Genomic DNA, 14,480 nt, shown 5'->3' on the forward strand with positions numbered 1-14,480 from the left:
ATATTTATCCATAGAATATGGTTGAATTTGCACTTTAAAAATAATTGCCACTGTTCATAATTTCACTCGATTCAAACAACACAAGTAGTGGTAATTAAATGAAAATGACAAGAACGTCGATCGCAATCGCTGCACTTTTTTCTGCAAGTGCTGCAAATTCAGCCGTAGTTTATGAAGATCAAGAATCAGTATTAAATATTCATGGCCGAGCGCAAGGGATGTATTATTTCTCTGATGATAAAAATGCAGACGGAGATAATAGCTACATTCGTGTAGGACTTGCAGGTGAGTCTAAAATAAATGAAGATCTTTATGCCTTCGGCTTATATGAGTTGGAATTTAAGTCTAATCGCAGAGATGCTGATGGGATTGAAGATGATGAATTTGATATCCGAAAAGGCTATGTAGGAGTTGGTGCAGATTACGGAACAGTAAGTTATGGACGTCAATACGGTGCGGTCACTTTAGTATCTGACTACACGGATATTTTCCCGGAGTTTGGTAATGAAGCTGCTGGCGTAAGTGCGGATCTATATGGTACCGGTCGCTCCGATTCAGTATTTAAGCTAACGACAAGCTATGAAGGTTTGAATATTCATGTTAGCTATCAGGCTGAAAACGATGAAGTGTCAACAGATGCAGCCTCTTATGGTGCGGCGGCGGACTACAAGTTGCCATATGGCTTCAAAGTTGCGCTTGGTTACAACGAAGGTGAAGGGCAATCGGGTGCAGAAGATGCAGAGCTGCTAACGGGTGCTATTGCATTTGAATACGACAAGTTTTATGCCTCTGTTTTATACAGTGATGGTGAAAACTGGGCTAAAGATGGTTCTGAAAGTAATATTGATTACACCGGTATTGAAGCAGTTGCCACTTATGAAATAACAGATAAGCTTTGGGCACTTGTTGGCTATAACAATCTAGAGCGTGATGATGAAGACGTCGTCGATTACTACTCACTAGGTGCAGAGTACGATTTGACTTCTAATTTTAAAGCACTAGCAGAATACAGAATTACAGATGTAGACAATGAAGACGATATTCTTGCAATAGCTGCGAGATATTCATTCTAAAAAATTAATAAATATAAAAAGCCTGAAACTATTTTCAGGCTTTTTTATTTATCGGTGTAATTTTATAAGTGCTGATTTTCATCCATATATAATGGATTATATTGATCGTTACTTGTTAAAGTGTTTTGGATATAATTGTTTTGTTAGCTAGTCCACTGCTAGTTTTCATTTTCATATTTTTTGAATGATGATTTTTTTCTTTGGCAACAAGAAGTATCTTGTTGCCTTTTTTTATTTTTACGTCTTATGGTTAATTAAAACAAAAAGAGTTTTTTATATATTGCTATAAACGAGAAAAATATAACGACAATTGTCAATCTTAGGTTGAGTTAATCTTCATAAAAAAGTGAACTCAATTTCAAGGGTCTTTTTCATTTAAGTGATGTGGAATCCATATGGCGAACCAAGTGAATGATAAAGCGCCAAACGACGAAATGTATCTCAATGAAGATTGGAAAAATTATTTTTATGTAAACGATAGAGGTAGGGATTGATACTGTTTATGTAAGGAGAGAGCGATTTATGAAAAGCCGTCGTTTCAATGTGATTAGACACCTTTACTTTCTTAAAATAGGAAGGGCTCTAAGAAAGTAAAGGTGCAGATGATTTTTTAGTTTTTACCGCCGTCACTTGTTCTGAAGTGATAATCGAAGTTTATGATTGCACGATATTTAACTTCATCACGGTTAAGTGCGTATTCTTCAACTCTCACCTTACTATCATCGATTGCAATATCACGAGGGAAACCGCTTCCAATGATGTTTAGACGATTTCTAAGTTCATGTTTTGATAGCGTTTGGTATTCATCGACAAGATCAAACGCAGAGCTATAAGCGGCATCTTTTGTCGTAAAGTCATTGAGAACAACTTTGTTTGTAGAGTGTTCGACATGAATACCAGCAGTAGCAGATAAACTGAATAATAATAGTGATGAGAGCGTCATTAGTTTTTTCATATAGTCACCTTTTTATTTGTATTACAAAGTCAAGATGTCCAACGAATCCTTGTTAATATCTCTCGACAAAGGTGATAGTGCCATTATAGAAATGTGCTGTACATCACATTTGTGACCATTGACTATGGAAGAATTGTCAACAATAAAACTCAAGCACTTTTGACATTACGGTCAATGTGAAAAAGCGAATATCTGTATGGTTTCGTTAATAATTAAACCACTTTCGGAAACGCTGACTATTCAGTCAAAGCGTATGTTTGTTGTCGTTATAGTGACCTGCCTACAACTTAATCACTTAATGCATGCAATTCAATTGCAATGCCTTGGTATAGATTTTCATTCAGATCTTCCGTCTTAGTGACGATTCTACAAATTCTAGTGATTAAAAAGTCATTATTTGTGGTTTTTTATTCTATTGTCGTGTATAAAAAAACTTTACAACAAATGATAAAGGAATATCCATGAAAAAGTTATTGTGTTTTGCTGCACTGGGGTTAGCTGTTTCGACGACGGTTAATGCAGACCCAATTTTAGACGACATCAAAAGTACAGGGGAGCTAAAAGTCTGCTTTGATTCTGGGTATATGCCTTTTGAAATGACAGCAAAAAATGGGCAGTACATCGGGTTTGATATCGATTTGGGTAAACAAATGGCGCGTGCCATGGATGTTAAGTTTGTGCCGGTAAACACTTCATGGGATGGCATTATCCCAACACTGTTGACTGGTAAGTGTCACATGATTATGGGCGGGATGACGATCACACCTATGCGAAATACTCAGGTGAATTTCGCTGATCCCTATGTGGTTATTGGCCAATCCATTCTCGTAGATCTCAAACATGAAGGTAAAGTGTCTAGTTACCGTGATCTCAATAGTCCAGAATATGTTGTTGCAACTAAGCTTGGGACAACGGGTGAGCAAGCGGTAAAACGATACCTTCCGAAAGCTAAGATAAATCTATACGAAACCCAGTCTGAAGCGGTACTTGAGGTTGCCAACGGAAAGGTAGATGCGTTTGTTTATGACTTTCCTTACAACTCTATTTATGTGGCGGAAAACAAAGGGCAGTTAATGCACTTGGCTAAACCGTTTACTCACGAGCCTTTGGGTTGGGCTGTGCCGCAAGGAAATCCAGATACGCTTAACTTCTTAAACAACTATTTACGTCAAATTAAGGGCGATGGAACTTACGATCGCATTTACGATAAGTGGTTTAACGACGATAAATGGTTAAAGCAAGTTAAGTAATCATTTTGTTATTGTAGAGGAGCGGTTAGCTTCTGGCTCGGTTCATCGCCAACCAAACGGTTCGTGCTGTGAAGCTAACGCTTTTCTTTATTCAAATACCCAACCAACTTTAATCAAAGTCATTCTCGGAATCACATGCAAAATAACTTTAAATCCCTATTGTGGAACGCTGTTTTTGTTCTTGTTTTGCTATCAATTTGCGGTCTTGTCTATCTGTCAGGTAAGCGAATCGATTACAGCTGGAATTGGGAGCGTGTCCTTCCTTATATTGCCACTAACGCTGCTTCATCCATTACCGCGCCTGTCGATGGGAACATCATTCTCGACGAGAATAACCAACTGGCTCTGGAGAGTATTCATGGTGATATTGTTCTTGAACTAAGCCAATATAAGTCTGTGGACGTCTATGAAGGTGATCTTATTTTTGAAGGAGATACCTTAGCAACTATAAAAGAGTGGCGCTCTGGCCCAATTTTAGATGGTGTTGTGACGACCATTAAAATCTCGCTCTGGTCACTTATCATTGCTCTAGCGTTGGGCTTAGTTGTCGGACTAATGCGTATATCCAGCAATCCGGCATTAAAAAAGCTGGCGCTTGTGTATGTCGAGGTCATTCGTGGAACGCCTCTTTTAGTACAGATTTTTATCGTTTACTTCTTTATTGGTACTGTGCTTGACCTTGAGCGTTTTACTGCGGGAGTGATAGCGCTCTCCGTGTTTACCGCCGCTTATGTCGCAGAAATTGTGCGGTCAGGAATCCAGTCAATCCCAAGAGGACAAATGGAAGCGGCGCGTTCACTAGGAATGAATTATCCCAAAGCGATGATTTATGTCATTTTACCTCAAGCGTTTAAGCAGACATTACCTCCCTTAGCCGGGCAGTTTATCAACCTGATAAAAGATTCCTCACTTGTCTCCGTGATTTCGATTACTGATCTGACAAAAGCGGGCAGGGAAGTCGTAAGTGGTAGTTTTGCCCCATTTGAAGTTTGGTTTACCGTAGCGGCCCTTTATTTGCTTCTGACTAGTACCTTATCTTGGGCAATACAAACGTTAGAAAAGAAATTGGCAGCAAGTGATTAATGGTGGAGTCATTAATGGAATACATTATTTCAGCAAAAACAATTAATAAAATTTACCCTAATGGCTGCCATGCGCTCAAGGACGTATCGGTAAATGTAGAAAAAGGGGAAGTGATTGTCATCGTAGGACCGTCAGGTTCTGGTAAGTCAACATTCTTACGGACGATCAATCAATTAGAGACAATAAATAGTGGGTCTATTATCGTAGATGGTATCGATATGTACCACAAATCTACGGATATCAATAAACTACGCGCTGATGTGGGCATGGTATTTCAAGGCTTCAACCTTTTTCCACATAAAACGGCGATAGAGAACGTCATGTTAGCACCTTTAAAGGTTTCTAAACGTGACCCTGAATCGGTGAAGAAAGAAGCAAAAGATTTGCTTTATAAAGTTGGTCTGTCGGAGAGAATGGATAATTATCCTAATCATTTATCAGGCGGACAGCAGCAGCGCGTCGCAATCGCTCGTGCGTTAGCAATGAAGCCCAACATTATGTTGTTTGATGAACCCACATCAGCACTAGACCCTGAAATGGTTGGAGAAGTTCTTGATGTGATGAAAGATTTGGCCAAGGACGGAATGACCATGGTCGTGGTTACTCATGAAATGGGTTTCGCAAAAGAGGTCGCTGATAGGGTGTTGTTTATGGAAGATGGTGAGCTTTTGGTTTCTGACTCTCCTGAGCGATTTTTTGATAACCCCTCCAATCCTAGATTACAGAAGTTTTTATCTAAGGTCTTATAATAAAAAGAAAATTTGATTGAGGGTTAGTCCCTCAATCACTTCATGCACTATTGTGGCTCGTAACGCCCGCCTCGCCGAGAGACATAGATAATGGGCTTTTTACTCTAAGTTAATGGCGATAACATTATCTTGGTCCGAATGAAAGGTCTGGTAAATACTAGAGTGTTTAATCAGCCATTAAGTTTTTGTTCACTTTAAACATAACAATTTCATTTTGAATTGATAAAAATTGTGTTTGAATAGAGCTTATGGATGTTTGGCGGTATGGATGTCTAAATGAAGAAAGTAACAATTTTAGATGGTGGCATGGGGCGAGAGTTAAAACGTATTGGCGCCCCTTTTTCTCAGCCGCTTTGGAGTGCACAAGCGCTAATTGAATCACCACAATATGTAAAAATGGCACATGAGAATTTCATAGACGCTGGCGCAGAGATTATCACTGTCAACAGTTATGCATGTGTTCCATTTCACTTAGGCGAGGAACTCTATGCAAAACGGGGGACTGAGTTAGCAAAATCTGCAGCTAAAATTGCCAGAGATGTAGTCACCAGCTCTAACGATAGAGTGCTCGTTGCGGGGTCTCTTCCTCCTGTAATGGGGTCTTACAGGCCTGAATTATTCGAGCCGAAAAGGGCACTGGAAGTGGCTTCTGAGTTATTTGAAGCTCAAGATCAATATGTTGATATTTGGTTAGCTGAGACCGTGTCTAGCCTCGCTGAAGTTGAAGTTCTATCAATAATTTTAGCCAAAACAGATAAGCCCAATTATATTGCTTTCACCTTAATGGACGAGCCTAACTCTTTGCCTCGCCTTCGCTCAGGGGAATCTCTTAAAGTCGCGGTTAATACGCTGTTGAAAACAAATGTTTCAGGTATCTTTTTCAATTGCTCTATTCCTGAAGTTGTCGAGCAAGCGATCATTGATACACAAGCAGTATTGTGTGAGTCAGGTAGAGAATTGACGATAGGTGTTTTCGCAAATAGCTTTGCTCCGATAAAGCAAGCGCACCAAGCCAACGAGACCATTCAGGAAGTTCGTCATTTCTCTCCGACTGAATATCTTGAGTATGCTAAAAAGTGGCATGCGCAGGGAGCGAGCATTATTGGTGGTTGCTGTGGGATTGAACCACGTCATATTAAATTGCTAGCGACTTGGAGAGACACTCTCGAAAACGCTTAATTTTGGTGAAGCGCAGGGAAGTATGGCAAGAGGTTTTGTTTTTCATTCATCGTTATAGGCAAAATAAAGGTCTTTCATATCTGGCAAAGTAACAAGATGCTTTAACTTGCTCATTACTTTGCCAGTTTTCCTCGAGATCTTTATTAATTATTTTTGGTTCAGATTAACGACAATCTTTCCAACTGTTCTCTGATTTCGCATGTCCAAGAGTGCGTTACCTACATCCTCTAAGCCGATGATCTTCAGTTTCGGTACTTCCAATTCTCCATTTTCTAATAGCTCAGACACTTCCTTTCCGGCATTAACGATACTTGCAAACCCTCTCTCGCCAAAGACATGACCAGAGCCCAAACTTATTTGGTGGAAGCCCAAGCCTTTTAAGAAGGCATCTGGATATTGAGAAGGGTCGACAGTCTTGACGAGCTCCACCATTTCTCCCTCAAAGGTTAATACCGAGGCTGCAATTCGGTCGTTATCACCGCCTACACAATCGAGTGCAACCTCAACGCCATGATTTCCGGTAATGTCCATTACTCGTTGAACTACATCTTCATGATGATAATCAATCGTATGGGTTGCTCCTAACGAGGACAAATATGCGTGATTAGCTTCTGAACTAGTAGCAATGATCTGTTCAACACCAAATGTCTTTGCTAACTGAATAGCAAAGCTTCCAACGCCGCCAGCACCTCCGGCGATAAAAATGCTGCTTCGATTTGAAATATCGAGCTTGTCTACCAAAGCGCGATATGCGGTCCAGGCTGCGCAAGGTGTAGATGCTGCTACTTCAACCGGAACCTGAGGGTGTTTTATAAGCGTTCTTGAATCATGGATTGCAAATTCAGCGAATCCTCCGTGATGGCGTCTCATGTTTCCGTGATACAACACTTTATCGCCAACCTTCCAATCAACGACCGCATCGCCTACAGAGACTATTTCTCCTGATACGTCTAACCCGCCAACAAAATTGTTATCCATGTTAGTGACCATGTCTGACCAATAATGAATTTTTGCATCGACAGGGTTCAAACCAACAGCGTTAACTTTAACCAATACATCAAATTGGGTTTCTAGTTTTGGTGTAGGTAATTCGGATAAAGAGAAAGTATCTTTATCTCGTTGGTAAGTTATCGCTCTCATAGGTTTTCCTTATTATTAAGAATGGTCGAAAGTCATACTAGCTCAGAGCGTGGTGCTGCAATAATTATGGTTTTTTCTTATTTTGATAATTTTAGGTTATGTTTGATAAAAAGGATTCGAGATGCTCTGAAATTATCATCGACAACCAGTCTGCATAGCTAACGACATGTAACTTTTTGATAAGTATTGACTAGTCTTATTATTCCATTTTTATGGAAATATTTTGTTGATCTTTTGTTTTGTGATTCTAGAATCATCGAAATAAAAGCTTATCTATCAGGTAAGCTCGTTAGCGAAAATGACGAGGAGAGTAAATGTGAATACAGAAATTATAACTATGGCTAAAGAAGCGCTGGATATGTTTGCGTTTCTAGCAACCGAACTTATCATCTTATTTCTGGCAATTAGCTACATTGTCGGTGTGTTGCAAGATTTTCTAACGCCAGAAAAAATTCAATCTATTCTCAGCTCGAAAAAGGGTAAAGGTTACTTCATTGCTGCGTTGCTAGGTTCGATTACGCCTTTCTGTTCGTGTTCGACCATTCCTTTCTTAAAAGGCTTGTTGCGTGCAAGAGCAGGTTTTGGACCTATGATGGTGTTCCTATTTGCAAGCCCGTTGCTTAACCCAGTGATTATTGCCTTGTTTGTGGTGACTTTTGGTTGGAAAGTTGCGGTATTTTACTTTGCTATTGCGATGTCAGTATCAGTGGTAGCAGGTTATGTACTTGAAAAACTAGGGTTTGAGCGTTACGTCAAACCAGAAGCATATCAAGCGGTAGGTTCTTCTTCGTGCGGTACTTCTTGTGGCGATTCAAGCAAGAAAAAAGAAGAAGCGAGACCAGCATCAAGCTGTAGTACCAGCGCCTGCAATGAACCTACGCCAGTTGCGGCGAAAACATCTTGTTGTGGTGATGCACCAAAACCTGAACCTAAAGTGGAAGTGTCCTGCTGTTCATCAGACGGTAGTGCAACAGCGACAGTCGTGGAAGAGAAAGAGCCTAGCCGCTGGGTACGTATTTGGCAATCAACTTGGAAAGACTTTAAGCAAGTGTTCCCTTATCTCATGATGGGCATTGCGATTGGTTCATTTATCTATGGCTTCATCCCGACGGAGTTCATTGCGGAGTTCGCTGGTGAAGCGAAGTGGTACGCGATTCCGGTCGCAGCAATCATTGGTATTCCATTGTACATCCGTGCAGAGGCGGTCATTCCACTTAGCGCGGCACTAGTACAAAAAGGTATGGCTCTTGGATCTGTTATGGCGCTTATTATTGGTAGTGCTGGCGCAAGTCTTACAGAAGTAATTTTGTTGAAATCAATTTTTAAGAACCAGATGATTGCTGCCTTCCTAATCGTTATCTTAACGATGGCCATGGGAGCGGGTTACTTATATACCTGGGCTTTTTTATAAAAATAACCCTCGGGCGATTGCTCGAGGGCTCTGTTTTTGTCGCCATATAGGGAAAGGGAAGTTTCCTATACCGCGCAGGCTATAAAAAGATAAAGAGGTTACTCGTAAATACTATAGGAGAAATACTTGCTGGCGATGGTTTTATGCTTACCGCTCTGGATCAATTTTTGTATTCCGCTATCGAGTAATGCTTTTAATTCTTTGTCTTGTTTTCTCACTGCTACGCCAATGCCACGGCCGAACCACTTTTCCTCTGTAAACGCTGGTCCAGTAAAGTGATAGCCTTCACCTTGTGCAGTTTCAAGAAAACCAGCACTTAAACCGATTGAGCCGCCAAATACAGCATCTAACCGTCCATTGAGTAGATCAGTAAATGCCTCATCGAACGTACCATAACGACGAATATCAATATCTGGATACAAGGCCGAAAGGTACTTATCACCAATTGTGGCTCTTTGAACTCCAATAGATAAACGATTTAGGCTGCCGTTATCCATGTTGATTTCTCTATCATTTTTCATTACAAAACGAGTCGGTACTTTTGCATAAGGGACGGTGAAATCGACTTTCTTTTCTCGTTCTTCTGTGATTGTCATTGCAGCAATAATCGCATCGTTCTTGCGACTAAGGAGAGAAGGGATGATGCCATCCCAATCCATTTTTGAGATAACGCACTTTACTTCTAACTCTTTGCATAACGCGTTAGCGAGGTCGACTTCAAACCCTTCTAGCTTTCCCTCTTTTGTCGTCGAGCTAAATGGGGGGTAAGCCCCTTCAACAGTGAAGCGAATTTGTTTCCACTCTTTCGCATGGCTGAAAACTGAAAATAAGCTAATAAACAATACGACTATCCATTTCATAAACGTTTCCTTGTAACTATTTGGAAACCAATGTTTAACACAAAGTAAGCAAATATCAATGAAAGTGCATATATGTGTGACCTTTCGCCCGCATTGTGTGAGCGAAAGGTTTTACGTGTATTACAGCTTATCTTCAATAGTTACGAGGGGAACTCTCGTTGAGACAGCGTGAAGTGCAATGTTGTGAATCATTTCATCGACCGTGGTACAGCTATCCATTAAGATCGAAACATCATACTTGTCCGCAGATTTTGAGATAGCAGTATGTGTCACGCAGTTTTGTGTCATCATTCCGCATACAAGTAACTCCGTTACATTTTTGCTTGCCAATACTTCTTCTAAACGTGTTCCTTCAAAGCTATCTGCGAAGTGCTTTACCACGATTTCGGAATTCGGCGCTAAAGCAAGAACTTCTGGGTGAATATTGGCACCGTCGCTGCCTTCATTGAAGAATGGGGCAATACCCATGGCAGGGTCGGAAATATGCTGAATATGAATCACAGGAATGTTTTGCTCATTGGCTTTAGTTATTGCTCTCTTAACATTGTCTAAAGTCGATTCTGTATTCCATAAAGGAAACTTTCCTTCTGGGAAATAGTCGTTTTGCAAATCAATTACAAGTAGGGCTTTTTGAGTCATTTTCTTTTCCTTTTATTGAGGATCATTGCGGTACGAATAATATAAAGACTTTTAGCTACCTTCTTTAGAGTCTAAAATGACACAAAAGAGTCAAAAAGCGACACTTGAAGATAAATGAAAATAGCACTCGTTAATTACCCAGATAGCTCGCAAGCCTCCGTATATGGTTTAAGCGAACTCTTCGAGATGGCAAACCGTGCGGCGGCTAAATTGGGCGTTGATGTGCACTTTGAAGTAGAGATATTGGATCACTGGTCAAACACGCACTTCGATGTGAAAACAGCGGTAATGATTCCGCCTAGCGGCACTGGTCAATATTACTTAGAACCAGAGCCAGAGCTACTCGACTGGTTAAATGTCCAATATAGTAAAGGTGCGATTTTAGCCTCCGCCTGCGCTGGTACTTTTATTCTTGCTCAAACCCAGTTGTTGACCAATAAGTCTTGTACGACACACTGGGGCTTGGCTCCTTCATTAGCGAGTCAGTTTCCCGATATCCACGTAAGACAAGAAGCCATCCTTATTAACGAAGGAACGATCATTACGGCTGGGGGTATGATGTCATGGGTGGATTTAGGTTTGGAGTTGGTTTCCTTATTTGCGTCACCGGAAGTAATGCGCCTGTTAGGAAAAATGTTGGTTATTGATACTGGTCCGAGAGAGCAACGCTTTTATCAACAGTTTACTCCAAACTTCCAACATGGTGATGAGGTAATTGTTCAAATACAGCACTATATAAACGATCATTATCAAGGAAAACTGAGCAATAAAGAGCTTGCAGAGTTGAGTTGTTTAACAGAAAGGACATTGCAGCGACGCTTTAAAAAGGCGACAGGTTTCAATGTTAACCAATACATACAAAGCTTAAGAGTACAAAAAGCTTGTGATTTACTTGAGTCGACAACCCTAACATTTGACGCAATATCATTTAGAGTGGGTTACCAAGATGTGAGCGCGTTCAGGAAAATATTTAATAGAATCGTAGGTTTAACACCGAAGTCGTTCAGATCTCGGTTCTGTTCATGAACGCCAGAAGTAAGATAATGTTGGTATTAAACATTTATAACTCAGAAGCAAACACCGCATATTTTTACAAGCTGGCTTAGCGTGATGAAAAGGGATAACAAGCTAAGCCAACCGTAGCGCACTCCTAATTACTGAACATTTTGTAGAATGCTTAAAGGGTTCTCAAATTACAATGACTTGTATAGGTCGTTGTTAATCACAAAAGCTATGTGATTTCCAAAACCAGTTTCCCAATATGTTGCTTGCGTGAAAATACTTCTTGCGCTTGACCTATCTGGTTCAAGGGAAATGACTCCGCGACTAAGGGACGAATTGCGTTCTGTTCGATATAGCGAACCAAGTTACCGAATACTTCTGGTGCCAAAACGGTACAACCAAATAACGCTAGGTCTTTAAGGTAAAGAGTTCTTACATCCAGCTCGACAATTGGGCCGCCTATGGCGCCGGAAACAGCGTATCTTGATCCTGGCTTTAGTACCTGAAGAAATTGTGGCCACTGCTCTCCTGCGACCAAATCAATCACTACGTCAACGCTGTTTTCTCCGAGAGTCGCTGTTAAATTTGCATCGCGAGGGATAACTTGGTTTGCTCCTAATGCCGTGATCTGTTCTTTCTTTTCTGGGCTGGCGATAGCAATGACGTATGCTCCACGCGCCTTCGCCAGTTGGATTGCGGCAGAGCCAACACCGCCGGATGCCCCTGAAATCAGTACGGTATCGCTCGCTGTGACATTAGAGCGGACAAGCATGTTCTCGGCAGTTGAATAAGAACAAGGGAAGGAGGCCAAATCGATATCCGATAAACTACTATTCACAGCATATGCATGTTTACTGTCAACAACAGTGAACTGAGCAAAGCCACCATCACATTCTGAACCGAAGTACCAAGGCGAGCTAAGTGCTTGACTGTTGAAGCGCGTAATACATGGTTCGATGAGCACACGCTGACCGATTCGTGATGGGCAGATATTCTCACCAACAGCGACGATGGTACCGCATACATCGGCACCTTGGATTCGAGGGAGAGATAGCGCGTCTCCTGACCAACTTGCATCCATGCTATTGGCGTCATTTTTAGAATACCATGCTGTTCGGGTATTGATGTCGGTGTTATTGACTCCGGCGGCGGCAACTTGGATCAATACATCATCAGGCGAGGGGACTGGCACAGGTATATCATCGCGGTAACGAAGCATATCTGGCCCACCATGACCGATAAGTTGGACGCCTTTCATGACTTTCGGGATTGTGGTCATTGATTGTTCTCCTTCATTAGTTCTAGCAGAGTGTGTTCAGCGGATGCAAAGGCAGCGTGACCGAGAACCGGCCATGCGTTGGATAGACCTTCATGTAACAAGAAGAGTGTGGTTGCGAGGTCTTCTCGCTGACTTAGTTGGACCATAAGCTGACGAACCGCCAATTTGTGTTGTTTTACTGCTTGATTAATAGATAGATTTTCTGGATAGGCTGCTAATGCATTGATGGACATGCAGCCATTCGGTGCAAACTCCTTCATCCAATCCTCGAGGCGAGTGAATAGGTGTAATACAGCCGGTGTTCCATTGGCAGGGGCGTCTTCGAGCAAAAAACTCAAATACCTTTGATGGCGATGCTCGAGAGCTGCAACAATCATCGCTTCCTTGGAGGGGTAGTATTTGTACAGGGTTCTCAGGCTGACTTCGCAGGCGTTTTTGAGTTGGGGTACGCTCGGCTCGGCGAAGCCATACTGACTGAATGCTTTTTCTAGGCTTGCTGCGATTTTTTCTTTCACTATTTGACATACCAGGTAGAACGTTTGTTTTACCTAAGGGTAGAATAAACTTTCTACCTCTGTCAATGGTGTATTTAAACTCTGTATTGAAAGCCCGACGTAATGCCGGGCTAACTTAAGTGATTTTTATCGATTCGGAACGTGAATCAGTGTGCCGTTGCGTGCTGCTCTCCACGCTTGTCTAGCATTCCGCTGAAACGGGTTAGTAGTAGAGCACCTAATACTACGATCGCGCCAATCCAAGGTGTGTGCATCAGCCCAGCATTGGCCACGATAAGGCCACCACCCCAAGAACCCAGTGCAATACCTACGTTAAATGCAGCAATGTTGAGACCAGAAGCGACGTCGACTGCATCAGGTGAATATTTCTCTGCTAGTTTGACAACATAAACTTGAAGTCCTGGAACGTTACCAAAGGCAAAGGCACCCCAGACAAGAATGGTCACTACTGCAGAAATTGGATTAAATGCTGTGACACTAAACACGAGCAATACCACAATTAGGCCCGAGAAAATCGCTGTCAGAGCTTTGATTGGCCCCATAGAGTCGGCCATCTTTCCGCCCCAGATGTTGCCGAATGCGACCGATACACCATAAACCAACATAATTAGGCTGATAGCGCTAGAGCCAAACCCCGAAACTTCTTCCAAAATAGGAGCCAAGTAAGTGAAGGCTGTGAACGTACCACCGTAACCGAGCGCGGTGATTGCGTACACCAAAAGTAGACGAGGCTGAGTCAAGACTTTTACTTGCGATGACAGCTTGGTTGCTGGTGGTTGTTTCAGATTACTCGGCACTAGTAGAGCGCTTCCTATCAGTGCGATGATTCCAAGGATCGCGACGATTAGGAAGGTTGCCTGCCAACCAAATGTCTGGCCAATCCAGGTGCCAAGTGGCACGCCCGTCACTAGAGCTACGGTGAGACCGGTAAACATAATAGCAATTGCGCTAGCGGCTTTTTCTTTTGACACTAGGCCAGTGGCGATAGTCGAGCCGATCGAAAAGAACACACCGTGTGCAAGCCCGGTCAGTATCCTTGCTGTAACTAGTGTGTTGTATCCAGGTGCTTGCCAGGCTAACAGATTGCCAAGAACAAACAGTGCCATAACAGAAAGCAGAACGTACTTTCTTTTCCAGTTACCAGTCAGCGCTGTTAAAACGGGAGCACCAACCGCGACACCAAGTGCGTACAGGCTAACTAAAAGACCCGCTGAAGGTAATGATACGTTGAGGTCGGAGGCCATAGTCGGTATCAGACCGACAATTACAAACTCCGTGGTTCCAATAGCAAAGGCGCTAAGCGTCAATGCAAGTAAAGCTAAAGGCATAACAACTCTCTCTTAAA

General features: G+C 42.0%; 14 protein-coding genes. 7 read left to right on the top strand and 7 right to left on the bottom strand.

Annotated features, from left to right (window positions below):
• Positions 1–98: 98 nt before the first annotated feature.
• Positions 99–1,073 carry a porin gene (locus J4N40_RS08245; protein ID WP_025768142.1) on the top strand — a complete coding sequence of 325 codons (975 nt, stop codon included), beginning with the start codon at positions 99–101 and terminating at the stop codon, positions 1,071–1,073.
• Between the two features lie 610 nt (positions 1,074–1,683).
• Here the strand turns inward: J4N40_RS08245 and J4N40_RS08250 are convergent.
• A complete protein-coding gene (locus tag J4N40_RS08250; RefSeq protein WP_005377323.1) occupies positions 1,684–2,028 on the bottom strand; it encodes a DUF3316 domain-containing protein in 345 nt (114 codons plus the stop codon).
• Positions 2,029–2,489: 461 nt separating this feature from the next.
• On the opposite strand from J4N40_RS08250, the gene J4N40_RS08255 reads away from it, so the two are divergent.
• The 4 genes from J4N40_RS08255 to J4N40_RS08270 all read left to right on the top strand — a co-directional run bounded on the left by J4N40_RS08255 (position 2,490) and on the right by J4N40_RS08270 (position 6,289).
• Positions 2,490–3,278 (top strand): transporter substrate-binding domain-containing protein, encoded by a 789-nt coding sequence (locus J4N40_RS08255; RefSeq protein WP_250654460.1) that lies wholly within the window; start codon positions 2,490–2,492, stop codon positions 3,276–3,278.
• A gap of 135 nt (positions 3,279–3,413) precedes the next feature.
• Positions 3,414–4,361, top strand: coding sequence for an amino acid ABC transporter permease (locus J4N40_RS08260; protein ID WP_005377325.1), 948 nt, complete (start codon positions 3,414–3,416; stop codon positions 4,359–4,361).
• A 14-nt stretch (positions 4,362–4,375) separates the two neighbouring features.
• On the top strand, positions 4,376–5,110 hold the full coding sequence (locus J4N40_RS08265) for an amino acid ABC transporter ATP-binding protein (RefSeq protein ID WP_005377326.1): 735 nt from the start codon (positions 4,376–4,378) through the stop codon (positions 5,108–5,110).
• A gap of 276 nt (positions 5,111–5,386) precedes the next feature.
• Positions 5,387–6,289 carry a homocysteine S-methyltransferase family protein gene (locus J4N40_RS08270; protein ID WP_033906141.1) on the top strand — a complete coding sequence of 301 codons (903 nt, stop codon included), beginning with the start codon at positions 5,387–5,389 and terminating at the stop codon, positions 6,287–6,289.
• A gap of 147 nt (positions 6,290–6,436) precedes the next feature.
• Here J4N40_RS08270 and J4N40_RS08275 read toward each other — a convergent pair whose 3' ends face one another.
• Positions 6,437–7,429, bottom strand: coding sequence for a zinc-binding dehydrogenase (locus J4N40_RS08275; protein ID WP_104975339.1), 993 nt, complete (start codon positions 7,427–7,429; stop codon positions 6,437–6,439).
• 337 nt (positions 7,430–7,766) lie between these two features.
• Between J4N40_RS08275 and J4N40_RS08280 the strand changes: the two genes are divergently transcribed.
• Positions 7,767–8,840 carry a permease gene (locus J4N40_RS08280; RefSeq protein ID WP_250156743.1) on the top strand — a complete coding sequence of 358 codons (1,074 nt, stop codon included), beginning with the start codon at positions 7,767–7,769 and terminating at the stop codon, positions 8,838–8,840.
• Between the two features lie 98 nt (positions 8,841–8,938).
• Here the strand turns inward: J4N40_RS08280 and J4N40_RS08285 are convergent, their stop codons facing one another.
• Both J4N40_RS08285 and J4N40_RS08290 read right to left on the bottom strand, forming a co-directional pair.
• Positions 8,939–9,700 carry a transporter substrate-binding domain-containing protein gene (locus tag J4N40_RS08285; protein ID WP_250654461.1) on the bottom strand — a complete coding sequence of 254 codons (762 nt, stop codon included), beginning with the start codon at positions 9,698–9,700 and terminating at the stop codon, positions 8,939–8,941.
• 120 nt (positions 9,701–9,820) lie between these two features.
• Positions 9,821–10,339, bottom strand: coding sequence for a cysteine hydrolase family protein (locus J4N40_RS08290; RefSeq protein WP_115386011.1), 519 nt, complete (start codon positions 10,337–10,339; stop codon positions 9,821–9,823).
• Positions 10,340–10,453: 114 nt separating this feature from the next.
• On the opposite strand from J4N40_RS08290, the gene J4N40_RS08295 reads away from it, so the two are divergent.
• Positions 10,454–11,365 carry a GlxA family transcriptional regulator gene (locus tag J4N40_RS08295; protein WP_115386010.1) on the top strand — a complete coding sequence of 304 codons (912 nt, stop codon included), beginning with the start codon at positions 10,454–10,456 and terminating at the stop codon, positions 11,363–11,365.
• Between the two features lie 205 nt (positions 11,366–11,570).
• Here J4N40_RS08295 and J4N40_RS08300 read toward each other — a convergent pair whose 3' ends face one another.
• From J4N40_RS08300 to J4N40_RS08310, 3 genes are all read right to left on the bottom strand, one after another.
• Entirely contained in the window at positions 11,571–12,620 is a 1,050-nt protein-coding gene (locus J4N40_RS08300) for an alcohol dehydrogenase family protein (RefSeq protein WP_182039736.1), read from the bottom strand.
• On the bottom strand, positions 12,617–13,138 hold the full coding sequence (locus J4N40_RS08305) for a TetR/AcrR family transcriptional regulator (RefSeq protein WP_031777252.1): 522 nt from the start codon (positions 13,136–13,138) through the stop codon (positions 12,617–12,619). The genes J4N40_RS08300 and J4N40_RS08305 overlap by 4 nt, the downstream gene beginning before the upstream one ends.
• 143 nt (positions 13,139–13,281) lie before the next feature.
• Complete coding sequence (locus tag J4N40_RS08310; protein ID WP_017635963.1) at positions 13,282–14,463, bottom strand: MFS transporter; 1,182 nt, start codon at positions 14,461–14,463, stop codon at positions 13,282–13,284.
• Positions 14,464–14,480: the final 17 nt, after the last annotated feature.

Source organism: Vibrio sp. SCSIO 43097 (assembly GCF_023650755.1).
Taxonomy (GTDB): domain Bacteria; phylum Pseudomonadota; class Gammaproteobacteria; order Enterobacterales; family Vibrionaceae; genus Vibrio; species Vibrio alginolyticus.

Coding starts and splice junctions, on each gene's coding strand:
- J4N40_RS08245 (WP_025768142.1), top strand. CDS start 99: ATGAAAATGACAAGAACGTCGATCGCAATCGCTGCACTTTTTTCTGCA.
- J4N40_RS08250 (WP_005377323.1), bottom strand. CDS start 2,028: ATGAAAAAACTAATGACGCTCTCATCACTATTATTATTCAGTTTATCT.
- J4N40_RS08255 (WP_250654460.1), top strand. CDS start 2,490: ATGAAAAAGTTATTGTGTTTTGCTGCACTGGGGTTAGCTGTTTCGACG.
- J4N40_RS08260 (WP_005377325.1), top strand. CDS start 3,414: ATGCAAAATAACTTTAAATCCCTATTGTGGAACGCTGTTTTTGTTCTT.
- J4N40_RS08265 (WP_005377326.1), top strand. CDS start 4,376: ATGGAATACATTATTTCAGCAAAAACAATTAATAAAATTTACCCTAAT.
- J4N40_RS08270 (WP_033906141.1), top strand. CDS start 5,387: ATGAAGAAAGTAACAATTTTAGATGGTGGCATGGGGCGAGAGTTAAAA.
- J4N40_RS08275 (WP_104975339.1), bottom strand. CDS start 7,429: ATGAGAGCGATAACTTACCAACGAGATAAAGATACTTTCTCTTTATCC.
- J4N40_RS08280 (WP_250156743.1), top strand. CDS start 7,767: ATGGCTAAAGAAGCGCTGGATATGTTTGCGTTTCTAGCAACCGAACTT.
- J4N40_RS08285 (WP_250654461.1), bottom strand. CDS start 9,700: ATGAAATGGATAGTCGTATTGTTTATTAGCTTATTTTCAGTTTTCAGC.
- J4N40_RS08290 (WP_115386011.1), bottom strand. CDS start 10,339: ATGACTCAAAAAGCCCTACTTGTAATTGATTTGCAAAACGACTATTTC.
- J4N40_RS08295 (WP_115386010.1), top strand. CDS start 10,454: ATGAAAATAGCACTCGTTAATTACCCAGATAGCTCGCAAGCCTCCGTA.
- J4N40_RS08300 (WP_182039736.1), bottom strand. CDS start 12,620: ATGACCACAATCCCGAAAGTCATGAAAGGCGTCCAACTTATCGGTCAT.
- J4N40_RS08310 (WP_017635963.1), bottom strand. CDS start 14,463: ATGCCTTTAGCTTTACTTGCATTGACGCTTAGCGCCTTTGCTATTGGA.